Annotated in this window: 21 protein-coding genes, 2 pseudogenes and 1 riboswitch; of the genes and pseudogenes, 7 read left to right on the forward strand and 16 right to left on the reverse strand. The window is 60.6% G+C overall.

Annotated features, from left to right (window positions below):
• Nucleotides 1–50: 50 nt before the first annotated feature.
• Nucleotides 51–2,810 (reverse strand): DUF349 domain-containing protein, encoded by a 2,760-nt coding sequence (locus tag ACTG4K_RS05425; protein ID WP_439113188.1) that lies wholly within the window; start codon nt 2,808–2,810, stop codon nt 51–53.
• Nucleotides 2,811–3,799: 989 nt separating this feature from the next.
• Here ACTG4K_RS05425 and ACTG4K_RS05430 point away from each other — a divergent pair.
• The 3 genes from ACTG4K_RS05430 to nrdR all read left to right on the forward strand — a co-directional run bounded on the left by ACTG4K_RS05430 (nt 3,800) and on the right by nrdR (nt 6,728).
• Nucleotides 3,800–4,699 carry a transglycosylase SLT domain-containing protein gene (locus ACTG4K_RS05430; protein ID WP_439113578.1) on the forward strand — a complete coding sequence of 300 codons (900 nt, stop codon included), beginning with the start codon at nt 3,800–3,802 and terminating at the stop codon, nt 4,697–4,699.
• Nucleotides 4,700–4,777: 78 nt separating this feature from the next.
• Nucleotides 4,778–4,955: riboswitch (ZMP/ZTP riboswitch) on the forward strand.
• Nucleotides 4,956–5,002: 47 nt separating this feature from the next.
• The gene (glyA, locus tag ACTG4K_RS05435) at nt 5,003–6,247 is read left to right on the forward strand and encodes a serine hydroxymethyltransferase (protein ID WP_439113189.1); all 1,245 of its coding nucleotides are present in this window, start codon (nt 5,003–5,005) and stop codon (nt 6,245–6,247) included.
• Between the two features lie 31 nt (nt 6,248–6,278).
• The gene (nrdR, locus tag ACTG4K_RS05440; RefSeq protein ID WP_439113190.1) at nt 6,279–6,728 is read left to right on the forward strand and encodes a transcriptional regulator NrdR; all 450 of its coding nucleotides are present in this window, start codon (nt 6,279–6,281) and stop codon (nt 6,726–6,728) included.
• 6 nt (nt 6,729–6,734) lie between these two features.
• Here nrdR and ACTG4K_RS05445 read toward each other — a convergent pair whose 3' ends face one another.
• The gene (locus ACTG4K_RS05445) at nt 6,735–7,301 is read right to left on the reverse strand and encodes a GspH/FimT family pseudopilin (RefSeq protein ID WP_439113191.1); all 567 of its coding nucleotides are present in this window, start codon (nt 7,299–7,301) and stop codon (nt 6,735–6,737) included.
• Nucleotides 7,302–7,693: 392 nt separating this feature from the next.
• Between ACTG4K_RS05445 and ACTG4K_RS05450 the strand changes: the two are divergent.
• Nucleotides 7,694–9,046, forward strand: a pseudogene (locus tag ACTG4K_RS05450) (transposase).
• Between the two features lie 133 nt (nt 9,047–9,179).
• Here ACTG4K_RS05450 and ACTG4K_RS05455 read toward each other — a convergent pair.
• The 3 genes and pseudogenes from ACTG4K_RS05455 to ACTG4K_RS05465 form a co-directional block, all read right to left on the reverse strand.
• Nucleotides 9,180–9,431, reverse strand: a pseudogene (locus ACTG4K_RS05455) (transposase); the annotation flags it as partial.
• Nucleotides 9,432–9,556: 125 nt separating this feature from the next.
• Nucleotides 9,557–10,876 carry an isocitrate lyase gene (gene aceA, locus ACTG4K_RS05460; RefSeq protein WP_439113192.1) on the reverse strand — a complete coding sequence of 440 codons (1,320 nt, stop codon included), beginning with the start codon at nt 10,874–10,876 and terminating at the stop codon, nt 9,557–9,559.
• Between the two features lie 109 nt (nt 10,877–10,985).
• The gene (locus tag ACTG4K_RS05465) at nt 10,986–11,216 is read right to left on the reverse strand and encodes a hypothetical protein (RefSeq protein WP_439113193.1); all 231 of its coding nucleotides are present in this window, start codon (nt 11,214–11,216) and stop codon (nt 10,986–10,988) included.
• A gap of 43 nt (nt 11,217–11,259) precedes the next feature.
• Here ACTG4K_RS05465 and ACTG4K_RS05470 point away from each other — a divergent pair, with 43 nt between their 5' ends.
• Nucleotides 11,260–12,186: a DMT family transporter gene (locus ACTG4K_RS05470; protein WP_439113194.1), complete on the forward strand. Its 927-nt coding sequence runs from the start codon at nt 11,260–11,262 to the stop codon at nt 12,184–12,186.
• Between the two features lie 29 nt (nt 12,187–12,215).
• Here ACTG4K_RS05470 and ACTG4K_RS05475 read toward each other — a convergent pair whose 3' ends face one another.
• Together ACTG4K_RS05475 and hemN are read right to left on the reverse strand one after the other, a co-directional pair.
• A complete protein-coding gene (locus ACTG4K_RS05475) occupies nt 12,216–12,887 on the reverse strand; it encodes a sulfite exporter TauE/SafE family protein (protein WP_439113195.1) in 672 nt (223 codons plus the stop codon).
• Nucleotides 12,888–12,949: 62 nt separating this feature from the next.
• Complete coding sequence (gene hemN, locus ACTG4K_RS05480; protein ID WP_439113196.1) at nt 12,950–14,329, reverse strand: oxygen-independent coproporphyrinogen III oxidase; 1,380 nt, start codon at nt 14,327–14,329, stop codon at nt 12,950–12,952.
• Between the two features lie 183 nt (nt 14,330–14,512).
• On the opposite strand from hemN, the gene fnr reads away from it, so the two are divergent.
• Nucleotides 14,513–15,232 carry a fumarate/nitrate reduction transcriptional regulator Fnr gene (gene fnr, locus ACTG4K_RS05485; protein ID WP_304822919.1) on the forward strand — a complete coding sequence of 240 codons (720 nt, stop codon included), beginning with the start codon at nt 14,513–14,515 and terminating at the stop codon, nt 15,230–15,232.
• Nucleotides 15,233–15,342: 110 nt separating this feature from the next.
• Here the strand turns inward: fnr and ACTG4K_RS05490 are convergent, their stop codons facing one another.
• From ACTG4K_RS05490 to ACTG4K_RS05530, 9 genes are all read right to left on the reverse strand, one after another.
• On the reverse strand, nt 15,343–15,636 hold the full coding sequence (locus tag ACTG4K_RS05490; RefSeq protein WP_439113197.1) for a hypothetical protein: 294 nt from the start codon (nt 15,634–15,636) through the stop codon (nt 15,343–15,345).
• Between the two features lie 245 nt (nt 15,637–15,881).
• The gene (locus ACTG4K_RS05495) at nt 15,882–16,178 is read right to left on the reverse strand and encodes a hypothetical protein (RefSeq protein WP_439113198.1); all 297 of its coding nucleotides are present in this window, start codon (nt 16,176–16,178) and stop codon (nt 15,882–15,884) included.
• 45 nt (nt 16,179–16,223) lie between these two features.
• Nucleotides 16,224–17,690, reverse strand: a complete 1,467-nt coding sequence (gene ccoG / locus ACTG4K_RS05500; protein ID WP_439113199.1) for a cytochrome c oxidase accessory protein CcoG — start codon at nt 17,688–17,690, stop codon at nt 16,224–16,226.
• Nucleotides 17,691–17,767: 77 nt separating this feature from the next.
• The gene (gene ccoP, locus ACTG4K_RS05505) at nt 17,768–18,676 is read right to left on the reverse strand and encodes a cytochrome-c oxidase, cbb3-type subunit III (protein WP_439113200.1); all 909 of its coding nucleotides are present in this window, start codon (nt 18,674–18,676) and stop codon (nt 17,768–17,770) included.
• 26 nt (nt 18,677–18,702) lie between these two features.
• Entirely contained in the window at nt 18,703–18,840 is a 138-nt protein-coding gene (locus ACTG4K_RS05510; protein ID WP_439113201.1) for a cbb3-type cytochrome oxidase subunit 3, read from the reverse strand.
• A 15-nt stretch (nt 18,841–18,855) separates the two neighbouring features.
• Entirely contained in the window at nt 18,856–19,476 is a 621-nt protein-coding gene (gene ccoO / locus ACTG4K_RS05515; protein ID WP_439113202.1) for a cytochrome-c oxidase, cbb3-type subunit II, read from the reverse strand.
• 11 nt (nt 19,477–19,487) lie between these two features.
• Nucleotides 19,488–20,933 (reverse strand): cytochrome-c oxidase, cbb3-type subunit I, encoded by a 1,446-nt coding sequence (gene ccoN, locus ACTG4K_RS05520; RefSeq protein ID WP_439113203.1) that lies wholly within the window; start codon nt 20,931–20,933, stop codon nt 19,488–19,490.
• 68 nt (nt 20,934–21,001) lie between these two features.
• On the reverse strand, nt 21,002–21,139 hold the full coding sequence (ccoS, locus tag ACTG4K_RS05525; RefSeq protein WP_304880519.1) for a cbb3-type cytochrome oxidase assembly protein CcoS: 138 nt from the start codon (nt 21,137–21,139) through the stop codon (nt 21,002–21,004).
• A 62-nt stretch (nt 21,140–21,201) separates the two neighbouring features.
• The gene (locus ACTG4K_RS05530) at nt 21,202–23,625 is read right to left on the reverse strand and encodes a heavy metal translocating P-type ATPase (RefSeq protein ID WP_439113204.1); all 2,424 of its coding nucleotides are present in this window, start codon (nt 23,623–23,625) and stop codon (nt 21,202–21,204) included.
• A 109-nt stretch (nt 23,626–23,734) separates the two neighbouring features.
• Between ACTG4K_RS05530 and ACTG4K_RS05535 the strand changes: the two genes are divergently transcribed.
• Nucleotides 23,735–24,178, forward strand: coding sequence for a universal stress protein (locus ACTG4K_RS05535; protein ID WP_439113205.1), 444 nt, complete (start codon nt 23,735–23,737; stop codon nt 24,176–24,178).
• Nucleotides 24,179–24,264: the final 86 nt, after the last annotated feature.

The raw sequence follows: 24,264 nt of genomic DNA on the forward strand, positions 1-24,264 counted from the left end.
GCACCGGTTCAGCGCCACACCGGGTGCTGCTGCCGGGACTGGTTGGCGCATCAGCGCTTGAGCAGCGCCTTCAGGACGTTTTGCAGACGGCGCGCCACGGCCGCATCAAACGGGCTGGCGAGTACCTTGGCCACGTCTTCAGCCCAGGTTTCGGTAGGGCTGGCGGCGTTGCGGCGCGTCAGAAGCTGCAACTGCAGCATGCGACGGTCGCTCAATTGTTCGGCCGGCGTAGGCACTTCGGCGGCCATTTCCAGACGCAACAAAGTTTCGCCAGCCAGAGCGCCGGCCGCTTTTGATACCGCAGCTACCCAGGCAGAACGCATGGCAGGCGTGAGGCGCGGGCCGAGTGCTTGCGCCGTGGGCAATTGCTGCGCGTCGCGCTGCTCCCAGGCCGTCATCAGCTGCGTCAACACCTCGCCATGGGCCTGCGCGGCCAGCTTGCGCAAGCTGGCCTGCGCCGCTTCAATGGCCTGGCGCTGCGCCCGGAAGGCGGCATCGCCCAGACGCGGACCACGCGGCTCGCGCTCTTCGCGCCAGTCGCGTTGGTCGCGCATGGGGGCGCCAGCACCGCGCGCATCGCGGCCACCGCGGGCATCTGGGCGGTCGGGTGCGCCGTCGCGGCGGTCACCGGGGCGGTCGCTGCGGCGGCCGTCGCGGCCAGCAGGCTCGGCCTTCTTCATACCTGGGCGATCGTCACCACGCACAGCCACCACCTTCTTCGGCGCTGCAACCGGTGCCGCAGCCACCTCCGGCTCGGCAGCTTGTCCTTCGCTGGCTGCTTCGGCAGCGGCGGGTTCGGAAGCGGCGGGTTCGGAAGCGGCTTCGGCTTCAGGCGCTGGCGACGCAGCCTCAGCCGGCTGGGGCTTCGCCACCACCTCGGCGGTCTTGGCTGCAGGCGCGGCCGCTGGCTGGCCAGCCAGGGCGGCTTCCAGTTCGGCCATCGCTGCACGGATTTGCTGGGCATCGCCGGTGGCGCTGGCGGCTTCTAGCGCACGGGAGGCGTCGAGCACGCGCTGATCGTGTTCGTTGAGCGCAGCCGACGCTTTTTCACGCTCGGTACTCTTGCGGGCAAAAGCATCGTCAATCGGCTGGCGGAATGCTTCCCAGAGCTTTTGCTCGTGCTTGCGTTCCAGCGGCACCGCGTGGGCTTCGGCCTGCCAGCGCTGCTGCAGAGCCTTCACGGCGTCAATGCGCAACATGGGCGCGGCACCCAGCACGGTCGCCTCTTCAATCAGAGCGCGGCGACGGGCGGTGCTTTCGGATTGCGCGGCTTCCAGGCGGGCGTGTGCGGCGTGCATCACGTCTTTCCACACGGGCTGGATGTCGGCAAACGCCTTTTCACTCAGGTGACCGGCTTCGCGCCAGCGCTCGGAAAAAGCGTGCAGTTCACGCACTTGTGCTTTCCAGTCGGAGCTTTCAGCGTGGGCCAATGTCCAGGCCTTCAGCTCTTCAATGATGGCAAGGCGCTGAGCCTTGTGGGCGTCGGCTTGCTGGCGCACCTGGGCCAGCCAGGTTTCCACCACTTTGTGGGCTTCGGTGCAGGCTTCATCAAACCGTTTCCACAGCGCGTGGTTGGGCTGGCCGCCCTGGTCGGTGGTCTTCCACTGGTCGCGCAGGCTGCGCAGGGTTTCCTGCATCTTGCGTCCGCCCATGCGCTGGCCTTCCGGGGCCTGCAACAACGCTTCGGCCTTGGCCACCAGCTCTTCACGCAGCTGGTCGGCACGCCAACGCTGCCAGCCTTCAAGCTCGCCAGCCTGCGACAACGCGGCGTGCGCACGAGCCTCTTGTTCGGCGGTGACCAGACGGCCATGGCTCTTGAGCACAGCGCGCACATCGGCTGCGGCTTTGGGCGTGGCTTTGCCGTGGCCTTCAGCCAGCTCGCGTTCGAGCACGGTCAGCGCCTTGTCCAGGTCGGCGGCCACGCGGGCCCGCTTCTCCTGCGCAGCTTGGGAATCGTGGGCGGCCTTTTCCGCAGGAACGGCTGCATCCATGCCTCGGGCAGCACGCAGTTCGTCGGCCCAAACGGGCACGGCGGGCAGCGGTGCCTGCGGGTTGGCGACGGCCGCCACGGTCTGGGCCAGGGCGCCTTCAAAGGCGTCCCACACCAGCTGCAGCTGGTTGCGAGAAGCTTCCAGCATGGGCGGAAACTTCACCTCGACGCTGGGCCACTGGGCATCGTCCATCAAGGCGCTGGCCTGCTGCTGCCAGTGCGCAACGTCACCACGCAGCGTTTCGGTGCTGTGCTGGGCCTCGCGCCAGGGCTTGGTAGACAGCACCTCGATGCGCTGCGCGATCAGCACGGCGGCTTCACGCTCCACCTGCACACGGTGCTGCAGGTCTTCAATGGCTTTCACGCGCTCGGCCAAAGCCTGCTTCAAAGAAGCCAGCGGCTCGCGCGACAGCGGCGCGCCAGCGCGTGCAGCGTCGCGCTGCCAAGCCAGGGCGTCGGCCAGGTTCAGGCGGGAATGGTCGAGCAGGGCCTGGGCTTTTTGTGCCCATTCCACACCAATCTGCTCTTGCGACTTCTGGCGCTTGAGTTCGTCAAGCTTCTCCTTCAGCGGCTTGGCCGCGCCCCGGTCGCGGTGGGACAGCTCTTTGAACACCTCGTTCATGAGCTCCAGCGAAGGGTCGGTGCTCAGCCACTCGCGAATACGCGCAGCGCGTTCGCCCGACGTGGGTGCGGTGAAAGCACCACCCGTCACAACGTCCAGCGGATGGGATGCGGCGGCTTTGGGTTGAGCGGGTGTGTTCACGGCAGACTCGGGGGCGTTGGACTGTGGCGACGACTTACGCAGGGAGAACAGCGACATATATAAATAAGGACTTCAGAAGATTCGGCCGGCCGCACCACAGCGGAGCGGTCCATGTGTGTATTGTCGCCGGTGTTGACGCGGCCCCGATGCTACGGCAAGACGCACTGGTCTGACCAGCCCGCCGGCCACTGGTCGCGCACGGGCTCCCGCAGGTACAAACCCCGCTTGCAAAGCACACCGAACCACCGAAGCAGCGGATTAGCTTGGCACACGGCGCAACGCCTATTCGAGCTTGCATCCAAGCAACGGACCCAACAGGGCATGGATGGGTGTGACCGCTGAAGACGATGCCTCACGCCAGGCTTTACCGATATTCGCTGACGGCGAAGCAAAAACCAGTGGACTGAAAAAAAGAAACCCCGATGGCATGAACCACCGGGGTTGACGGCGGGCAAAACGCTCTTGCCGTCGGTTTTGGCGGAGAGAGATTGGTGTCTCTCCAACCTGGGAGCAAGAGATTGCCCCCGTTGGGTGCTGGCATAGGGGCAAGCCCCGGTGTCAGCCAATGCGGGTCGCAATGACCTGCAACTGCAGGTTACTCTCCTTGCCGCTTTGCATCAAGAGACCGGGCAGGCCAACACGATGGAGATTTTCAATCGCGCAGACACGGCCCATTTGGACCACCGCGATACGCCTTGCCACCATAAAAGGTGGTTTTTAGGCGACAGTGCTACCGCACACGTTGCGGGCGCCTGCAGCCATTGGTGGCACGAGGATCGGTGCTACAAAAGTACAAGCCTAAGCCCATCAGCCTTCCTCTATATATCTTTTAATTCTATTAAATAGATTCATAACATTGACTTGATATTAAAAAATCCCTAATATCCGGCCACTTTACCCATGCAGGGTAAACCCGAACCGCTGCCTAGACAGGCAAACTCGACCGCAAGACCCACAAGGTCGCGCCATCGATGGCGACCCAATCCAGCCGACCTGACTCGAACAGCCAAGCCGGCGCAGAAAGGACCGACAACATGACCGCGCAAATGCCAACGCCAGACAAGAGCACCCCAGATGCCCTGGCCCCCCTGAAAATTGCCCTCCGTGACGTATCCCGGGGTTTCTTCGACATCACACACAGCGGCATTGCCCTGATGGGCACGACCCTGGCCGTGGCCCTGATCGTGCTCGGTATGCGAGCCGACCTGCGATCCAGTGCCGAACAGCATCTGCTGGGCTGGTTGTTGCAGCGCCAGGAAGCCGTGGCCTTGGCAGATACCGACGGCATGGTCTACACCACCGAACCCAGCGCCATCGACCGGGTAACGGCGGCCGAGCCCAAAGCCCTGCCCAAAGAACAAGCCAATGTGGCCTTCTGGCTCAGCCGCAAATACCGGGTGGCCCCCGAACCTTTGAGCGTGCTGGTGGCTGAAGCCTTTGAAATCGGTCAAAAGGCCCGGCTCGACCCCACCCTGATCCTGGCGGTCATGGCCATCGAATCGCGCTTCAACCCCTTTGCCCAAAGCCCTGTGGGCGCACAAGGCCTCATGCAGGTGTTGACGCGCGTGCACACCGACAAATACGATGATTTCGGTGGTCAGCTGGCCGCTTTTGACCCCGTGTCGAACCTGCGGGTGGGCGTGCGGGTGCTTCAGGAATGCATCAAACGGGCAGGATCGGTTGAAGGAGGCTTGCGGCTCTACGTGGGCGCGGTCACCACCGACGGCAGCTGGTACATCGACAAGGTAATGGCCGAACACCTGCGCATCCAGAGCGTGGCGCTGGGCAAACCCATGCCAACCTACACGCAGCCTGTTCGCGCCATCCCGGTGGTTGCACCTGCAGAGCCTGCATCACCACCCGTGACGCTGCAAGACGAGCTGGAAGCCGAAGCCATCCCCCCCAAGGGCACCACGCCGCCCAATGACGCTTTGGCCAAGTCTTGAGCAACAGATATGGCCCGACAAGCCAGCAGCCCAGACCATCCCCAGCTACGCGCCGGGACATGGTTGCTCGGCTAAACTACCACGGTACGCAACTGGCGATAGGCGCGAAACTCAGCTGAAATTCAGCCGGGGTTGAATGTGCTGACGTGGCCCCCCTGCACCATAACTCTCTGGCTGCCGGGACAACCACTGGGAAGCGTACCGCCTCACGGCCAAAAGCCGCACGGGCGATCAGCCGTTCGCCTGGGCAGCCCCTGTCTTTGTCATCACCGCGCAGGGTTCCACGTCACTAGGACTGCCAATATGTACGACCGCAACATTCTGATTGAACAAACCGACCCCGAGCTGTTTGCAGCTATCCAAGCGGAAAACGCCCGCCAGGAACACCACATCGAGCTGATCGCCAGCGAAAACTACGCATCGCCAGCCGTCATGGCCGCGCAGGGTACCCAGCTCACCAACAAATACGCCGAAGGCTACCCCGGTAAGCGCTACTACGGCGGCTGTGAATTTGTGGACATTGCAGAGCAACTCGCCATCGACCGCGTCAAACAAATCTTTGGCGCCGACGCAGCCAACGTACAGCCCCATTGTGGCGCTTCGGCCAATGAAGCTGTGTTCCTCGCCTTCCTGAAGCCCGGCGACACGATCATGGGCATGAGCCTGGCCGAAGGCGGTCACCTCACCCACGGCATGCCACTGAACATGAGCGGTAAATGGTTCAACGTGGTCAGCTACGGCCTGGACGCCAACGAAGCGATTGACTACGACGCCATGGAGCGCAAAGCGCACGAATCCAAGCCCAAGCTCATCATCGCCGGTGCATCGGCCTACAGCCTGCGCATCGACTTCGAGCGTTTTGCCAAAGTGGCCAAAGATGTCGGCGCCATCTTCATGGTCGACATGGCCCACTACGCTGGCCTGATCGCAGCCGGCGCATACCCCAACCCGGTGCCGTTTGCCGACGTGGTCACCTCCACCACCCACAAGAGCCTGCGCGGCCCGCGTGGCGGCATCATCCTGATGAAGTCCCAGTTTGAGAAAGCCATCAACAGCGCCATCTTCCCCGGCTTGCAAGGTGGACCGCTGATGCACGTTATTGCCGCCAAAGCGGTGGCATTCAAAGAAGCGCTGACCCCTGAATTCAAAGCCTACCAGCAGCAGGTGCTGACAAACGCACGCACCGTCGCAGAAACGCTGACCGAGCGAGGGCTGCGCATCGTCAGCGGCCGCACCGAAAGCCACGTCATGCTGGTCGACCTGCGCGCCAAAGGCATCACTGGCAAAGAAGCCGAAGCCGTGCTGGGCAGCGCCCACATGACCATCAACAAAAATGCCATCCCCAACGATCCAGAAAAGCCCATGGTGACCAGCGGCGTGCGCATTGGTACTCCGGCCATGACCACTCGCGGCTTCAGGGACGAAGAAGCCCGCCTGACCGCCCACCTGATTGCCGACGTGCTGGACAACCCGCGCGACCCGGCCAACATCGAAGCGGTGCGGGCCAAAGTGAACGCGCTGACCGCACGCTTCCCGGTCTACAAGTGAAGAACGGCCGCCAAAAGCAGGTATTGCTTCCATGAAATGCCCGTTTTGCGGCCATCTTGAAACCCAAGTGGTAGAAACCCGGGTCTCGGAAGACGCAGATTTCATCCGCCGCCGCCGCCAATGCGGCCACTGCGAAAAGCGCTTCACCACCTACGAACGGCCCGAAGTCAGCTTTCCGGCTGTGGTGAAAAAAGACGGTCGCCGCATGGACTACGTACCCGCGAAGCTAAGGGCTTCGTTTGTGCTGGCCCTGCGCAAACGCCCCGTAAGCACCGAACAAGTTGACGCAGCCATTGAGCGGATCGAAGAGAAACTGCTCAATCTGGGCTCCCGCGAAGTGCCTGCCACCCGCCTGGGTGAAATGGTCATGCACGAGCTAAAAAAGCTCGACAAAGTGGCCTACATTCGCTTCGCAAGCGTCTACAGAAACTTCGAAGACATTGATGAGTTTCGAGCACTTGTGGACGAGGTGCGGCGATAGCGCAAGTCAGGGGCAACTCAAAAGTATTACCGCCTGACTTCGTGGACGTCCAACGCTGTTCACGGCGATTCTTCGTGCTTCCGCCCCTGTGGCGCCGACCCTGCAAATGGTGACAGTGCCCGCCTGAAAAGCCCCATTGATCATCCGAGTAGCGCCCAGGGGATCGTAAGACACATAACGGGCCACAGGTGTGTTTCCAGTCATTGACCAGCCCGTTGGTGCGCTTTGCCTGTAACGAACAACGGCTTCACCACCATCAAGCCATGCATTGTTATTGGTATCTTCGAACACCAGCCAGCCTTGGTGCCACCCTGAGCCAGCGGAACAAGCCGAATCAGATGCTGCTGCACACATCACGACTCGCTGACCGCGCCGAATAGCCTCGGACCGAGTGAGGCGCAAGTGATCCAGCCAGTCATTGCTGAGTGTGCGCAGACGGGTCCCCTCCAGCAAGCGGGCCATTGACGGGAAAGCTAGACTCAGTATCACGGCCAAAATGGCCACGACGGTCATAAGCTCCACGAGCGTGAACCCGCGCAATTTCTTGGTAACTTCGAGTTTTTTTGGCTTCATGACACCCCAGCCTCCCTTGCGATTGAATGCAATACATAATATTATTTTTATAGAGTTTTATAGCTTTTAACAGACTTTTTATCATAAAAAAGTATCTATTTAAACAAGTCCGGGAGCCACTATAACGTTTTGAGTGGAACTTGACATCACACGCAACGCATGAATCGTCCGTGGATACATGGTTTTGCGGCCTCAAACGGACTCGTTGACAAGTGGGCCAGTTTGGACCTACGCAGGTAAGCAATGGGTAATCGAACGGCAACCCCATCCCGTCCGTACGACGCGGCTGTTTTACGAGAAGGCGTTTTCAGTTTGGCTTCCAGCGGTGCGGCAACAACCCGCCGATCTGGCTAGGAGCCTGCGCAGCAGAAGCGCAATGAAGTCGCGAATGCTTGGTAGATTACGGCCATGCCGCAAGTTACCTCCCCTACGAACCACAACAGCAGCGACGGCTGCCCGACGCATTACAAGACTGGCTGCCTGAAGGGCGCCAGGCGTACTTCAGCAGTGACAGCGTCGACAGCCTGGACCTGCGCGCGTTTCACGCCCGTTACGACAAGGGCGGTCCGCGTAGTCAACCGTTTCACCCCGCCATGATCAATGTCTTGATCCATGACTACGCCACAGGCGCCTTCAGCTCGCGCAAGCTGGCGGCAGAGAACTACCCGGCGCACCGCACCCTATCGGACTTTCGGGTACTGCGCCTGCAACCGCTCTCAGCCTTGTTCGTTCAGGTTGTGCGTCTGGCGCGCGAGTGCGGCTTGGTCAAACTTGGCACCGTGGCTGTGGACGGCACCAAGCTCAAGGCCCACGCCAGCCGCCACAAGGCCATGAGCTACGAGCGCATGCTCAAGGCCGGGGCCGAACTCAAAGGCCAGATCAACGGCCTACTCAACTGAGCGAAGGCGACCAACGATCTGGCGAAGAACGAGTCCGACATCAACATCCCCAGCGAGATCAAGCGTCAGGCCGATCGGTTGAGCGCCATCACGGCGGCCAAGCTGCGGCTGGAGCAACGCCAGCGAGAAGCCGATGCAGCCCACGGGCGCAGCGAGGACGACCAGGGCAAACCCCGAGACAAGGATGGCAAACCCAATGGCGGGCGCTACAAGCGCGACTTCGGTGTTCCCAAAGACAGCGCCCAAGAGAGCTTCACCGACACGGACAGCCGGATCATAAAGCGCGCCCGTGGGGGGTATGACTGCAGCTACAACGCGCACACGGCGGTAGACGAGACCGCGCAGATCGTGGTGGCGGCTGAACTGAGCAACAATGCCGCCGACAGCGACCGCCTGCCCGTGTTGCTGGCGGCAGTGAAAGCGACCCTAAGCGATGACACCCAGCAGGTGTTGGCAGATGCAGGGTTGCGCTCGGAGTCGGTGTTCGAGCGACGCAAGGACAGCCCGAGCGAGTTGATCGTGGCGCTACGGCGCGATGGCAAGCAGGCGCTGGAGATCGGCGCCCAGAAGTACCCACACAGCGCGGCGATGGATGCCAAGTTGAAGACGCCCGAAGGCAGGTCGACCTACCGCAAGAGGAAGTGGATCCTGAAGGCGCCCAACGGTTGGATCAAGCGCGTGCTGGGGTTCAGGCAGTTCAGCCTGCGGGGACTGGAAAAGATGAAGGCCGGGTTCAAGCCTATGTGCCTGGCGCCGAACTTGAGAAGGATGTGCCGTTTGCGCGGCACTTGGGGGAAACAGGGCATCGCGGGCCACCCCCAGGGGAGGGTCAGGACTTCTGTGTGAGGCGGTTTCAGAAATGGGCTGATCGGTAAATTTTATTCAAGCTCAGCTAAGGCTTGCCAGGGCGCCGGAAGCGCCCCCGGTTAAGTCCTCGCATGGCGAGGTTCAATCCCTTCATTTGGCACCCCCCTTGAGCAGGCTGAGTGAACCTGTCACCGTACAGGATGGCGAACTGGTTCATTGCTGATTTCCAGTGGTTCGCGACCCGTCCCCAGTCCTGCGTGATGTTGCGCAGTGCCAGCCAAATGAGCTTGGTGGCCGCATCGTCACTGGGAAAGTGACCACGCGTTTTGATGATCTTGCGCGGCCGCGCGTTCACGCTCTCGATGGCGTTGGTCGTGTCGATCACGCGCCTCACCCCGGGCGGGAAGGCAAAGAACAGAACGACCCAGGGACGAAATCGGACCATCGACACAGAGGCTCAACGCACCACCCACCCACAAAAAAGCCACCTGACACAGAAGCATCAGATGGCCTGTTGAAGCAAGCGCCTGTGGAGGCGCTGCCCTTAGATCAGTGGAACTGCTCTTCTTCGGTCGAACCGGTGAGGGCTTTCACGCTGGAGGAACCACCTTGGATCACGGTGGTCACATCGTCGAAGTAGCCTGCGCCCACTTCTTGCTGGTGCGAAACAAAGGTGTAGCCCTTGTCGCGTGCAGCAAATTCTTGCTCCTGCACCATTTCGGTGTAGTGCTTCATACCTTCGCCTTGGGCGTATGCGTGGGCAAACTGGAAGGTGTTGAACCAATTGATGTGGATACCCGCCAGCGTGATGAACTGGTACTTGTAGCCCAGCGCGGCCAAGTCTTCCTGGAACGATGCGATTTGCTTGTCGTCCAGATTTTTCTTCCAGTTGAACGATGGCGAGCAGTTGTACGACAACAGCTTGCCGGGGCAGGCGGCGTGCACGGCCTGAGCGAACTCGCGGGCAAAGCCAATGTCTGGCACGCCTGTTTCGCACCAAACCAGATCAGCGTAGGGTGCGTAAGCCACACCACGGCTGATGGACTGCTCCAGACCGTTCTTGACGCGGTAGAAACCTTCTTGCGTGCGCTCGCCGGTCAGGAAAGGCTTGTCATTGGCATCGTGGTCGCTGGTGATCAAGTTGGCGGCTTCAGCATCGGTGCGGGCCAGCACAATGGTGGACACGCCCATGACGTCAGCAGCAAAGCGGGCAGCAATCAGCTTTTCGCAAGCTTCTTGCGTGGGCACGAGCACCTTGCCACCCATGTGACCGCACTTCTTCACGGCGGCCAACTGGTCTTCAAAGTGAACGCCGGCGGCACCGGAAGCGATCATGTTTTTCATCAACTCAAACGCGTTGAGCACGCCGCCGAAACCGGCTTCCGCATCGGCCACGATGGGCAGGAAGTAGTCGACAAACTCGGGCGAACCTGGCTCGACACCACGGCCCCACTGGATTTCGTCAGCGCGCTTGAAGGTGTTGTTGATACGGCGAACCATCGTGGGCACCGAGTCGTAAGCGTAGAGCGACTGATCGGGGTACATGGTCTCAGAGGTATTGCCGTCGGCAGCCACTTGCCAGCCCGACAGGTACACGGCCTCCAGGCCGGCCTTGGCTTGCTGCATGGCCTGACCGGCGGTGATGGCGCCAAAAGCGTTCACGTAGCCTTTCTTGGCACCGCCGTTGACCTTGGCCCACAGCTTTTCAGCGCCGTTTTTGGCCAGCGTGTACTCGGGCTGCATGCTGCCGCGCAGACGCACAACGTCAGCGGCGGTGTAACCGCGCTTAACGCCCTTCCAGCGGGGGTTGGTGGCCCAGTCTTTTTCGAGGGCTTCGATCTGTTGCTGGCGGGTCAATGTTTGGGACATGAAACTACTCCATGAGGTTGAGAAAAGTGGATTAAAGGCTTGGCATGCAAGGACAGTGCCGATGAACAGACTTTAAGTCTTATAGAAGAGCTTGAAAAGCTCTTATGTCTTATACAAGACAAATATTTTTTCTTTTAAATTCAATGAACTTCACATCATATTTCTCAATATGGAAATTTATTTCCTGTAATGAGAAAATTTCTTGCAATGCAGCAAATTTATTTTTCACATTATGAATATTGCGCCGCTCATCGTGGAAAACCCGATGCAACCAGTGAGCACAAGCCACGACCAGGAAGCCACCCGCGCACAAGATCTGGGCGAGGGCTGAATCAGGCATGATCCGCAGCCATGCATATTCAAACCGAACAAGGCAGTACGCCATGAGCCGCTGGTGGGCTTACGCCAGCCTGGGTCTTAGCATGGCGTTGGTGGGTAGCTATGTGGCGCTCTCCAAACCACTGGTGCTGGTGTTTCCGGTGTTTTTGCTTGCCTGGATGCGCTTTGGCATTGGCGGCATGGCCATGTTGCGCTGGTTGCGCAAGCCGGCCGAAGAGGCCCCCATGTCAAGCCACACGCGCCGGCTGTTGTTTCTGGAATCCTTTTTGGGCAACTTCCTGTTTTCTATCTGCATGCTGTTTGGGGTGAGCATGACCACCGCGGTGGCGGCGGGAGTGGTCATGTCGTCGATCCCGGCGGTGGTCGCGGTGCTCAGCTGGCTGTTTCTGCGGGAGCGCATCGGATGGCGCAGCGCGGCTGGTATTGCCTGTGCGGCTATCGGTATCGGGCTGTTTTCGCTACAGAAAGCCGACCCGGGCGTGCCCTTGCTCGCTGACAACAGCGGCCCTTTCGGCATCAGCCGCAGCCTGCTGGGCAACCTGCTGGTGTTTGTGGCGGTGGTCTGCGAGGCGGCCTATGTGGTCATTGGCAAGCGCTTGACCGATGGCCTTAGCCCCAAGCGCATTTCGGCCATCATCAATTTGTGGGGGTTTGCGTTGGTCACGCCTTTCGGCTTGTGGGCCGCTTGGCAATTTGACTTTGGCGCCGTGCAGGCACCCATTTGGGGCCTGCTGGTGTTTTATGGTCTGGCGGCCAGCGTATGGACCGTTTGGCTCTGGATGACTGGGCTCAAGACCGTGCCAGCCTCACAGGCCGGCGTGTTCACGGTGATGCTGCCGGTAAGTGCGGCGGCCATCGGCGTGTTGCTCATGGGCGAGCGGTTGTCGGGCTTGCAAGTGGTGGCGTTTGGCATTGCGCTGCTGGGTTTGGTGCTGGCCACCCTGCCCGGCCGACGCGCCCGTGCCGACTGAAGTAGGCCGGCCCCATTCAGCGAAAAAGCTCAGGCACACCACAGCCCTGTCGGGTTGGTGATGCCCATCCACAGGGCCCAGCCCGACGTGCCTGCCAGCGCCACGCCTGCCAGCCGAATGCCCCAGGCCCCTGAGCGACCACCCCGCAACCGCAGCAACAGCCAAGGGCCGGCGGTGAGCGAGATGGATGTGCCGATGGAAAACAACGCCATGATGGTGGCCCCCTCGACCGCGTTGGCCGACAAGGAAGCGACCAGCAAGGCCGAATAAAGCAAGCCGCAAGGCATGAGCGCCCATGCGACACCCAACACCACGGGTGCTCGCTGCCCCATCGACGCCATCACAGGACGGGCTTTGCGCCAAATACTTTGGCCAAGGTTTTCAATCCAGGCGGGTTGACGGGCATGCCAGATCAGCACGGCACCGAGCAAGAAGGCGGCTACATGGAACATGGTCCAGACTGGCCGCAACACGGCGGTGTTGGTGCCCAACCAAGCCAGACCTTGCACCGAGCCGGCGGCAAAGGCGCCAAACAGCGCATAGCCCAACATGCGGCTGAACTGAAAGGTCCACAGTGCGCGCGTGCTGCGCTCGCCCGCCGCGCGGCTGATACCTGCGCAGGCGGCGCCGCACATGGCCACACAGTGGGGCCCGCCCGCGAGCCCCATGAACAGGGCCGTGATCGCCATTGAAGTCTGCATGGGTCACTGTAGCGCAGGCCGGGCTCAATCGGCGCCAGCGCCAGTTGTATCCCGCTGAACGCTCAGATGATTTTGGAGAAACGGGCCCGGTCCAGGTCGACCTGCAAGTTCTTGTCAAACACCATGGCTATGGCGCGCACCAGAAACCAGCCAGCGGTCGTGACTTCAACACCGGTGTCGTCAATGGTCACCAGCCCACTCGCGGCCAATCCCGCAAGCACCTCCAGTTCACGCGCGAAGTACGACTTGAAATCGATCAGATGACCGAGCTCGATCGACTCGTACTGCAGCTGACCCTGGCACATGAGAGACATGATGACGGAGCGTCGCAGCAAGTCGTCGCGTGTTAGCGCCAGGCCACGCACGATGGGCAGGCGCCCCTGGTCCAGCGCGTCGTAATATTCGTCCAGCGTTTTGGCGTTCTGGCTGTAGGTGGCGCCAATACGTCCGATGGCCGACACCCCCAGGGCAATCAGATCGCAATCGGGCTGGGTGCTGTAGCCCTGGAAGTTGCGGTGCAGGCGGCCTTGGCGCTTGGCCACGGCCAGCGCATCGGTCGGCAGCGCAAAGTGGTCCATGCCCACGTACACATAGCCCGCGTCCATGAACGCGTCCAGCGAGGCAGACAGCATGGCGAGCTTGTCGCCTGCGCTGGGCAGTTCAGCCGAAATGATGCGGCGCTGCGGCTTGAAACGCGAGGGCAAGTGAGCGTAGGCGTAGAGCGCAATGCGGTCAGGGCGCAACGCGTTGACCTGCGCCAGGGTGCGGGCGAAGGATTCAGGCGTTTGCAGCGGCAAGCCGTAAATCAAGTCCACGTTAACCGACTCAAACCCGATCTTGCGGGCTGTTTCCACCAGAGCAAAGACCTGCTCCGCTGGCTGAACCCGGTGCACCGCTTTTTGCACGGCCGGATCAAAGTCCTGCACGCCAAAGCTCAGGCGGTTGAAGCCCAGGCGCGCCAGGGTCTGAAGGCGCTGGTCGGTCACCGTGCGGGGATCCACTTCGATCGAATACTCACCACCCGGCACCAACGTGAAGTTGCGCCGGATCATCGACATCAGGTCTTCAAGTTCGGCATCGGACAGGAACGTAGGGGTGCCGCCACCCAGGTGAAGCTGCGACACACTGTGGCCCTGCCCAAAGTGCTGCACCTGCAACTCCACCTCCCGCGCGAGGTACCGCAGGTATTCGGCAGCGCGTTCGTGGTGCTTCGTGATCACCTTGTTGCAGGCACAGTAGTAACAAACCGATTCACAAAACGGAATGTGCACGTACAGCGACAACGGCAGCGCCATGGAGCCCGCACGGCGCTGTTCAAGCGCCTGTATGTAGTCTTGCTCGGTGAAAGCTTCAATAAATCGGTCTGCCGTCGGGTACGAGGTGTACCGAGGCCCGGGAATGTCGAATTGCTTGAGCAATTCGTGGGAAATAGCGTGGCTCACAAACAGTTCTCCAGTTCTGAGTGATGAATGTGCCGCATCGGCTCGCCACCGCCTTTGATCTTGATCAAGTCAACGGTCTGACCGGGGGTTGTCCCCAGGGGCGGCCTACACGCTCACGCCCGGCCTTCTCTCGACAGTGCTCAGGCCTATGCGTTAAGCTAACCATGCATTTCTGGAAAAATTATGGACATTCAAAGCATCAAAGTCGCCTGCTCAAGCTGCAACCTGCGGGAGCTGTGCCTGCCCATGGGCCTCAACAGCGAAGAAATCGACAAGCTCGATGCCGTGATTTCCACGCGCCGGCGCATCAAGCGCGGCTCCGCTTTGTTCAACACGGGCGACAAGTTCACTTCACTTTTTGCCGTTCGCTCGGGTTTTTTCAAAACCTGCGTCACCACCGCCGACGGGCGCGACCAGGTGACCGGTTTCCAGATGACGGGCGAAATCATCGGTCTGGACGGCATTGTCAGCGACCACCACTCGTGCGACGCGATTGCGCTGGAAGATGCCGAGGTGTGTGTGATGCCGTTTGACCAGGTGGAAGAACTTTCTCGCGAATTCACCACGCTGCAGCACCATGTGCACAAGATCATGAGCCGCGAAATCGTGCGTGACCACTCCGTGATGCTGCTGCTGGGCAGCATGCGCGCAGAAGAGCGGCTGGCCGCGTTTTTGCTGAATCTGGTGCAGCGCCTGCACGCCCGGGGTTTTTCACAGTCTGAACTGATTTTGCGCATGACCCGTGAAGAGATCGGCAGCTATTTGGGTATGAAGCTGGAAACCGTGAGCCGCACGTTCTCGAAGTTCGTGGACGAGGGCATCATTGAAGTGAAGCAGCGCTATGTGCACATCAAGAGCACCGACGGACTCAAGCAGATCGTGAACCCGCAAACCTGCCGCTGACCTTACCGCGCCATCCGACAAAAACTTGGGCACTGGCCCAGCAAAAAGCCCCGGAGTGGCGACACTGCCAGTCCGGGGCTTTTTTTGTTTGCGCACACGGATGCGCTGTTTCAACCGCATCGGCTGTTCTTGGCGCAGTCCGATGGGCGCTCGCCTTCAGGGATCGGGCAACGATTGACCTCAAACGGGGACATGGCGAGCAAAGTCGTCAAAGCGCTAGAAACCATCGTGGCGCCCCAGAACACAAAAAAAGCCAAGGTGTAGACCGCCTCGCGCGACAACGCCAGCGGAGAGCCGAACCAGTGCAGATCGCTGGGATCCACAAAAGCAAATACCACCATCTCCAGCACGGCAGCCACCAAAAAGGCCGGCCATGCTATCCACATCAAACGCTGTGTCCACATGGGTGTGTCTCCTCTTCCATAATCGTCTTTGTCATCGCGTCAACACCCTGGCACGGTCACCCTAGAAAGCCACGAGGCAGAAGCGCATCGGCTGCAACGGATGGAGAAAAGCTCCACCTCGCCCCTGTTTTTCCGGCTGTGGCAACAGCCACAGCCCTCAAAAGCAGGGCCACATTGGGCTCTTTTCCCACCCATTTCGCTCCAATACCTTCTGCCGCGCAGGCTCCTAGCGGACACGCCAGCACTTATTTTTCAGAGGGGATCAGGGGTGAGGCCGCATGGTTGCGCCCCTGGTTCGCGGGCTGAACAGCCATCAATGCATCGATACGTGCCTGCCCATCAAGGGCCAGGGCAGCCCTGCGTTCGCGCTCGTACACCTCTTTGTCGAGCACGGGGTCTTGGTCCATGGATGAAATGACGACCATGGTGCTGGTGGCCAGCACACCACACAACAAAAGCGCCGGAACGAACACCACATGGGGAATTCGCCACCAAGGCGTGTCTGATGAACTGGACGGCTGGGTCATTGGTGCGTTGCTCATAGGAAGGCTCCAAAAACGAACTAAAAACAAGAGCGGTGAACGGTATCAGCGTGGCACAAGGAAAGCAGCCTTCTCGGACACCTGGACGGGGCCGTCGCCAACAGAACGGATCTCAAACTGAATGGGATGTGAGCCGGGGGATGCACCATCGGGTGGAATCTGAACCCGAATCGCGGCCGAACGGACCTCGGTGGGCAACACCTCGACTTCGTTTTCCGACGCGATGGTGACGCCCGGCAGCCCAGACACCGTGATGACATAGCGCTGCGTGGATTCGGTGGCGTTCATGATTTGCAGGCGGAAGACGTTTTCAATGCGCCCCTGCTCCACCATGCGCGCCAATGCGCCCCGGTCACGGATCACGTCCACCTTGAGCGGCTTGCGCATAAACAAGCTGACCATGACAGCCAGCGTGATGGCTGCCAGGATACCGGTGTACACCAGCACCCTGGGTCGAAAGGCGCGCTTGATCATTTGGGCCGTGCTCCATCCCTGCGCAATCCCGTTCTGGGTGGAGTACTTCACAAGGCCACGCGGATAGCCCACCTTGTCCATGACCTCATCACAGACGTCGATGCAAGCTCCGCAGCCAATACATTCGTATTGCAGCCCTTTTCGAATGTCGATACCCGTTGGGCAGACCTGAACACAGAGTGTGCAATCAATGCACGAACCCAAGCCAAGGGCCAGCGGATCGGCCTTCTTTGAGCGCGGACCACGGGGCTCACCACGCTTTTCGTCGTAGGTGACGATCATGGTGTCTTTATCGAACATTGCACTCTGAAAGCGTGCGTACGGGCACATGTACTTGCAGACTTGCTCGCGCATGAAGCCTGCATTGCCGTAGGTGGCAAAGCCGTAGAAAAATACCCAGAAGGTTTGCCAGGGGCCCAGCGATGCCGCCAGAGACAAGGCAGCCAGTTCCCGAATGGGGGTGAAATAGCCAACGAAGGTGAAACCAGTCCAGAGCGCAAACGCAATCCACAGCGCGTGTTTGAGCCATTTTTTGCCGAGTTTCTGTGAGGAAAAGGCAGCCTGGTCCAGACGCATGCGGGCCGAACGATCGCCCTCCACCTTTTTCTCGATCCAGAGAAAGATCTCGGTGTAGACCGTTTGCGGACACGCATACCCGCACCACAAGCGACCGGCCACGGCCGTAAACAAAAACAGGGCCAGCGCCGAAATAACCAAAAGCCCGGTCAGGTAAATGAAGTCCTGCGGGTACAGCACCAAGCTGAAGATGTAGAAGCGGCGCGCTTCCAGGTCAAACAAAACCGCCTGGCGAGCATTCCACTCCAGCCAAGGCAAACCGTAAAACACGATTTGTGTGATCCAGACCGTGATCCATCGCCAGTTTGAGAACATCCCCGACACCGAGCGTGGGTAGATCTTTTGCCTCGCGGCGTACAGGGAAACCATCTCCTCGTCATCATCTTTGGCTCCTCGGGCGGAAACGGCGGTGATGGAAATGATGGGCTTGCTGGCGTTGCTGTCTGGTGTGTCGGAACTCACGGGGAACCCGGTGTTGGAAGCCAATGGGGAACCGAGGCGGTCATCACAACCGCCACGGCGTCAGGAGACAGAGGCGCTCAGTTAGCCGATTTGTTGGACATGCCCCAAACGTAGCCGCTGAGCACGTGGATCTGAGCCTCGTTGAGCAACGCCGCTTGGCCAGGCATCTGGTTGTTGATCCCGTTGTTCACCGCGCGAATGATGGCCTCTTCGCCCCAGCCGTGCAGCCACACACCGTCGGTCAGGTTGGGCGCACCCATGGCGGTGTTGCCCTTGGCGTCCATGCCGTGGCAGGCGGCGCAGGCGCCAAAGCTGTTTTTACCCTGCGTGGCACGCACGCTGTCGTGCGGGCTACCCGACAGGCTGAGCACATAGTGAGCCAGATTGCGAACCTCTTCCGGACCACCCACAGCGGCACCCATGGGCGGCATCACGCCGTTGCGGCCTTGAGCGATCGTGGTCTTGATAGCTTCTGGGTCGCCACCATAGAGCCAATCGCCATCGGTGAGGTTGGGAAAGCTCTTGGCACCACGGGCGTCAGAGCCGTGGCACTGGGCACAGTAGTTCATAAACAAGCGTTCACCCACCGCCATGGCTTGGGCATCGCCCGCCAGCTGTTCGGGCTTCATCTCGTTGAACTTGGCGTAGATGGGCGCGATGGCTTCCTGAACCTTCTTCACCTCAGCGGTGTGCTGGCCTTGTGATGACCAGCCCAGCACGCCCTGGTATTTTCCAAACGTGGGGTACAGCACGCCGTAAGCCAGCGCAAACACCACGGTAATGATGAACAGATACACCCACCAGCGGGGCAGCGGGTTGTTCATCTCGGCCAGGTCACCGTCCCACACGTGACCGGTGGTGTTGTCGGCGTGTGTAGCGGCCTTGGTGGTGCCACTGATCCAAAGCAGGATCAGGCAGGCAATGATGCTGACCAGCGTCAGCCCGGCAACGTAGTAGTGCCAGAATTCACTTGTAAAGTCGCTCATGATTGTTCTCTTGTTGGTGCCGCGGTTTAGTCTTCGTTGAAAGGCAGCTGGGCTGCCTCATCAAAGTTGGCCTTGTTGCGTTTGGACCAGGCCCAGACCACGATGCCGACAAAGGTCAGCAGGCTGACCACTGTGACGATGCTGCGCAGGTCGTTGATGTCCATGACGAAGCTCCGTATTTATTTGCGAGCGGTGCCCAGCACCTGCAGGTAAGCAATGACTGCCTCCATTTCGGTCTTGCCCTTGACGTCTTCCACCGAAGCTGCGATCTCTTCGTCGGTGTAAGGCGCACCCAGCGTGCGCAGCACTTCCATGCGTTTGGGCAGCTGGGTCTCGTTGACCATTTTTTCTGCCAGCCAAGGGTAGGCAGGCATGTTGGACTCGGGCACCAGATCGCGCGGATTGGTCAGGTGAATGCGGTGCCATTCGTCGCTGTAGCGGCCGCCCACGCGGTGCAGGTCAGGACCGGTGCGCTTGGAACCCCACTGGAATGGACGGTCATAAACGAACTCACCAGCCACCGAGTAAGGACCGTAGCGCAGGGTTTCGGCCTGGAAAGGGCGAATCATCTGCGAGTGGCAGTTGTAGCAACCCTCGCTGACGTACACATCCCGACCAGCGAGTTGCAGCGCGCTGTAAGGCTTGAGGCCCTCAATGGGTTGGGTGGTTGACTTCTGGAAGAACAAAGGAACAATTTCGACCAGACCGCCCACTGCCACCACAAGCGTGATCAACACGATCATGAGGAAGTTGTTGGTCTCGATCCTGGCGTGGCCCGAGAGTTTTTCGTTGTTTGCCATGTTGGTTCTCCTCAGGCGTGTGCAGGGTTAACAGCCGTCACGGGGACAGGCACAACGCGACCTTGACGCACGGTCATGATGACGTTCCAGAGCATGACAACCATGCCGCCGAGGTACAACAGACCACCCACCAGACGGATCACATAGAACGGGAAGGTGGCTTTCACCGACTCCACGAAGGTGTAAGTGAGGCTACCGTCGGGGTTGACCGAGCGCCACATCAGGCCCTGCATCACACCGGCAATCCACATGGCAGCGATGTACAGCACGATACCGATGGTGGCCACCCAGAAGTGCAGCTCAATGGCGGGCACCGAGTACATCTTTTTCTGGCCGTAGAGGCGTGGGATCAGGTAGTACAGCGAACCCATAGAGACCAGACCGACCCAACCCAAAGCCCCAGAGTGCACATGGCCCACGGTCCAGTCGGTGTAGTGGCTTAGCGCATTGACGGTCTTGATGGACATCATCGGGCCTTCGAAGGTGGACATGCCGTAGAACGACAAGGACACGATCAGGAAGCGCAGGATGGGGTCGTCACGCAGTTTGTGCCAGGCACCCGAGAGGGTCATGATGCCGTTGATCATGCCGCCCCAGCTGGGAGCCAGAAGAATCAAGGAGAACACCATGCCAACAGATTGCGTCCAGTCCGGCAGTGCGGTGTAGTGCAGGTGGTGTGGGCCGGCCCACATGTAGGTGAAGATCAGCGCCCAGAAGTGGACGATAGACAGGCGGTAGGAGTAAACCGGGCGCTCAGCCTGCTTGGGGATGAAGTAATACATCATGCCCAGGAAGGCAGCCGTGAGGAAAAAGCCCACGGCGTTGTGACCATACCACCACTGCATCATGGCATCCTGAACACCAGCATAGACCGAGTAAGAGTGCGTCGCGCTGGTGGGGATCTGGATGTTGTTGAAGATGTGCAGCAACGCCACCGCAATGATGTAGGCACCGAAGAACCAGTTGGCCACGTAGATGTGGCGAACCTTGCGGATGCCCACTGTGCCAAAGAACACCACAGCGTATGAGACCCAGACCACAGCGATCAACAGATCGATTGGCCAGATCAGCTCGGCGTATTCCTTGCTCTGGGTCAGACCCATGGGCAAGGTGACGACGGCCGAGACGATCACCAGGTTCCAGCCCCAGAACGTCAACCAGGCCAGCTTGTTGAGAAACAGCTTGGTGTGGCAGGTGCGCTGGACCACGTAGTAGCTGGTTGCGAACAACACGCTACCGCCAAACGCAAAAATCACCGCGTTGGTGTGCAACGGACGCAAGCGACCATAGCTCAACCACTCAATGCCCATATTGAGCTCGGGCCAGGTTAACTGGGCCGCAATGATCACACCCACCAACATGCCCACCACGCCGTAGATCACGGACATGATGGCAAAACCACGGACAACACCGTCGTCGTAGACCGCCGACTGGCTGGCCTTTGTTATTACGGACATACAGAACTCCTCGTAAATGTCACTGTGTGGAGTGTCCTCACGGACCCCCTCTTGCGCCTTGACTTATATCAATCGCCTCTGAGAATGCGATCGCCCTCTCGCTCAATGTTGTCAAATTGCCCCTTTTGAAGCGCCCACCAGAACACGCCGATGATGGCGAACACCAGCAGGATGGAAATGGGGATCAACAAATACAAAATATCCATGGCGAAAACCCAGAAAATTCAAACTTCACATACCGGTTGCCGAACCGCTGCATGGTACGCCCTCAGGGTTTACCCGGGGCAGTATCAGAGGGCTGCGATGGGACTTTAGAAGCCAGGCGCAAAGCGTTGCCGATCACCAGCAACGAACTGCCAGCCATGCCGAGTCCGGCCAGCCAGGGCGGCATGAAGCCCAGCAAGGCCAGCGGCACACACACCAGGTTGTAAAGCGCGGCCCACATCAGGTTTTCCCGCACGATGCGCAGCGTGGAGCGCGCTTGCTTCAAAGTCAGCACCACATCCATGACCTGCCCGCCCTGTATCACGTAATCGGACTGCGCTTGCGCCAGGGGCGCGGCATGGCCGAGCGCAAACGACGTGTTGGCACGCGCCAGTACCGGGCCGTCGTTCAGACCGTCGCCCACCATGGCCAGCTGGATGCCTTGCGCCTGGAGCGCTGTCACCTCGGCCAGCTTTTGCTCGGGTGATGCGCCGGCGATCACGTGGTCCACGCCCACGGCCCGCCCCACTTGCTGCGCGGCGGCTTCGCGGTCACCAGACAACAGCCATGTGCGCACGCCCATAGCGCGCAGCGCAGTCACGGCAGCCTGGGCGTCGTCTCTCAAGCCTTCTTGCAATTCAAAGGTGGCAAGCCAACCTTGTTCGTCCGAGAGACACACGCGGGGCGAGTCGCTCGCCTCCTGTGCGTTGGCATCGCTCACACCACAAAAGGCTGACGAACCCAGGCGCACACGGGTGCCGTTGGGGCGCAAGGCCTGCATGCCCTGCCCGGCCACTTCGGTCAGGTCGGTTAAGTCGGTCAATGCAGTGGGCGGCAGGTTTTCAAGGCTGCCAGCCGCCAAGGCAATGGCACGCGACACCGGATGCAATGAACCCGCCGCCATGGCAGCAGCCAACACAAGCGCCTCGTCATGCTCAACACCGGCACGGGTGCGCACTTGGGCCAGCAGCAGGCGGTCGTGCGTCAGGGTGCCGGTTTTGTCAAACACGACCGCATTGATATTGGCCAGCGACTCGAACGCCTGCAAACGGCGCACCAGAATGCCGCGCCGTGCCAAGGCGCCGGCCGACGTGAGCATGGCCGCTGGCGTGGCCAGCGACAAGGCACAAGGGCAGGTCACGATCAACACCGCCACCGCAACAGCCAGCGCCTTGGAGTGGTCAATCTGCCACCAGTACCAGCCAGCAAACGCCGCCGCCACCAGCACCGCCACCAAAAACGGCGCCGCAATCCGGTCCGCCAGAATCGCTAGGCGGGGCTTTTCGGTGGACGCTTTTTCCATCAACGAAACGATCTGGGCAAAGCGCGTGTCGCGTCCCAGCTTATCCACGCGCAACAGCACCGGGCCACCCAGGTTGAAACTGCCGGCGACCACGCCCTCCCCTTGCTGCCGCGTGACGGGCCGCGACTCACCAGTCAGCAGCGCTTCGTCCACCGTGGCGCTCTCGCTGAGCACCGAGCCGTCGCCCGGAAACGCCTGGCCGGCCTGCACCCGCACCACGTCGCCCACCGCCAGCCGGCGAATGGAGACGGCCTCAAAACTGCCATCGGGTTTCTGCAGATCACACACCTCGGGCAGGCGGTTCATCAGGCTGTCGAGCGCGCCGGCGGTGCGGTCGCGGGCTTTCAGCTCCAGGTAGCGCCCGCCCAGCAAGAAGAACACAAACATGGTGAGCGAGTCGTACCAGACCTCGTAACCCCAGGGGCCCGTGGGATCAAAGGTAGCGGCCGCACTGGCTAGAAAGGTGACCAGAATGCCGATAGAGACTGGCGTGTCCATCCCCACGCGGCCATGCTTCAAGTCGCGCCACGCACTGCTGAAAAACGGGCCGCTGGCGAAAAACACCACCGGCAGGCTCAGCACCCAGCTGGCCCAGCGCAGCAGTTGGTCGATGTCGGCAGGGATTTCGCCCGGCTCGGTCACGTAGGCTGGCCACGCATACATCATGACCTGCATGGCGCAAAATCCCGCGACAAAGAGGCGCCAGAGTGCCTGGCGGGTTTCGCGCAGCCGCTCGCTGATAGACAGCGCCTGCTGCATGGGCAGCAACCGGTAGCCGGTGTCACCCACGGCACGGGCCAGGCTGGACATGGTGGTTTTTGCCGGGTCCCAGCGCAGCGTGAGCCTTCGGGTGGCCGCGTGCACATGGGCGCGCTCCACACCCGGCAGGTGTTGCAGCGCGCTTTCCACGGTATCGGCGCAGGCGGCGCAATACATGCCCTGCACCATCAGCACCGATTCGGCTTCGGTGTGGCCGTCAACGTCGTTGAATTCGGTGAACTCGCGCTGCTCGATCGGGTCGTCGAGCACGGCGAAGTTGTCGGTCACGTTCAGAGGACCACGGTGCTCGCCGAGCCAGCTGGCGGGCCCGGGGACCGTTGGGTTTGTCTGTGCCGTGGCTTTGCCGCCCAAGCGCGGGTCGGTGAGTGCAAGCCCTACCGGGGGCGCGGTAGTGGCCTCGTTCATGCGTTTAGCGTAAGGGAAGTCAGGTTCCATGTGCTTGATTTAAGTCAACCTGATTGGGAGCGTGTTTGCTAGTCTATGGCTTCCCTACCCATTTTTGAGGAGATACCGCATGTACAAACGTATTCTGGTGGCCACCGACGGCTCCAAACTCTCGCAACAAGCGGTGGAGCACGCCATCAACCTGGCCGACCTGACGGGTGCCGACGTGGTGGCGCTGAAAGTGGTACCGCGGTATCCGCAAACCTACTTTGAAGGCGGCGTGGCGCTGGCGGCAGCCGAGGTGGCCCGCATTGAAAAGCAGTGGCAAGACGAAGCCATGGCCGCGGTGACGGCGGTGAAATCGGCTGGTCAGCTCCGGGAGGTGAAGGTCAAGCCGATCACGGTGAAGTCGGACCTGATTGCCGAGGCCATCATTGCTGCAGCCAAGCGCAACAAGTGCGACCTGATTGTGATGGCCTCACACGGCCGCCGTGGCCTCAAGCGCCTGCTGCTGGGCAGCGAAACGCAGCAGGTGCTGACGCATTCACACACGCCGGTGCTTGTTTTAAGGTAACCCCCCGCGCCGCCTGCGGCGTCACCCCCCAGGGGGCAACGCGAGCGGCCCGGCAAAGCCGGTTCCGCCGCGTTATGGGTTCAGTC

The sequence above is a fragment of the Hydrogenophaga sp. genome, assembly GCF_965657535.1.
Classification (GTDB): Bacteria; Pseudomonadota; Gammaproteobacteria; order Burkholderiales; family Burkholderiaceae_C; genus Hydrogenophaga.

Coding starts and splice junctions, on each gene's coding strand:
- ACTG4K_RS05475 (WP_439113195.1), bottom strand. CDS start 12,887: ATGCAGACTTCAATGGCGATCACGGCCCTGTTCATGGGGCTCGCGGGC.
- ACTG4K_RS05530 (WP_439113204.1), bottom strand. CDS start 23,625: ATGAACGAGGCCACTACCGCGCCCCCGGTAGGGCTTGCACTCACCGAC.
- nrdR (WP_439113190.1), top strand. CDS start 6,279: ATGAAATGCCCGTTTTGCGGCCATCTTGAAACCCAAGTGGTAGAAACC.
- ccoN (WP_439113203.1), bottom strand. CDS start 20,933: ATGTCCGTAATAACAAAGGCCAGCCAGTCGGCGGTCTACGACGACGGT.
- ACTG4K_RS05535 (WP_439113205.1), top strand. CDS start 23,735: ATGTACAAACGTATTCTGGTGGCCACCGACGGCTCCAAACTCTCGCAA.
- ACTG4K_RS05510 (WP_439113201.1), bottom strand. CDS start 18,840: ATGGACATCAACGACCTGCGCAGCATCGTCACAGTGGTCAGCCTGCTG.
- ACTG4K_RS05445 (WP_439113191.1), bottom strand. CDS start 7,301: ATGAAGCCAAAAAAACTCGAAGTTACCAAGAAATTGCGCGGGTTCACG.
- ACTG4K_RS05470 (WP_439113194.1), top strand. CDS start 11,260: ATGAGCCGCTGGTGGGCTTACGCCAGCCTGGGTCTTAGCATGGCGTTG.
- ACTG4K_RS05430 (WP_439113578.1), top strand. CDS start 3,800: ATGCCAACGCCAGACAAGAGCACCCCAGATGCCCTGGCCCCCCTGAAA.
- aceA (WP_439113192.1), bottom strand. CDS start 10,876: ATGTCCCAAACATTGACCCGCCAGCAACAGATCGAAGCCCTCGAAAAA.
- ACTG4K_RS05465 (WP_439113193.1), bottom strand. CDS start 11,216: ATGCCTGATTCAGCCCTCGCCCAGATCTTGTGCGCGGGTGGCTTCCTG.
- ACTG4K_RS05495 (WP_439113198.1), bottom strand. CDS start 16,178: ATGAGCAACGCACCAATGACCCAGCCGTCCAGTTCATCAGACACGCCT.
- fnr (WP_304822919.1), top strand. CDS start 14,513: ATGGACATTCAAAGCATCAAAGTCGCCTGCTCAAGCTGCAACCTGCGG.
- ccoS (WP_304880519.1), bottom strand. CDS start 21,139: ATGGATATTTTGTATTTGTTGATCCCCATTTCCATCCTGCTGGTGTTC.
- ACTG4K_RS05490 (WP_439113197.1), bottom strand. CDS start 15,636: ATGTGGACACAGCGTTTGATGTGGATAGCATGGCCGGCCTTTTTGGTG.
- ccoO (WP_439113202.1), bottom strand. CDS start 19,476: ATGGCAAACAACGAAAAACTCTCGGGCCACGCCAGGATCGAGACCAAC.
- ccoP (WP_439113200.1), bottom strand. CDS start 18,676: ATGAGCGACTTTACAAGTGAATTCTGGCACTACTACGTTGCCGGGCTG.
- ACTG4K_RS05425 (WP_439113188.1), bottom strand. CDS start 2,810: ATGTCGCTGTTCTCCCTGCGTAAGTCGTCGCCACAGTCCAACGCCCCC.
- glyA (WP_439113189.1), top strand. CDS start 5,003: ATGTACGACCGCAACATTCTGATTGAACAAACCGACCCCGAGCTGTTT.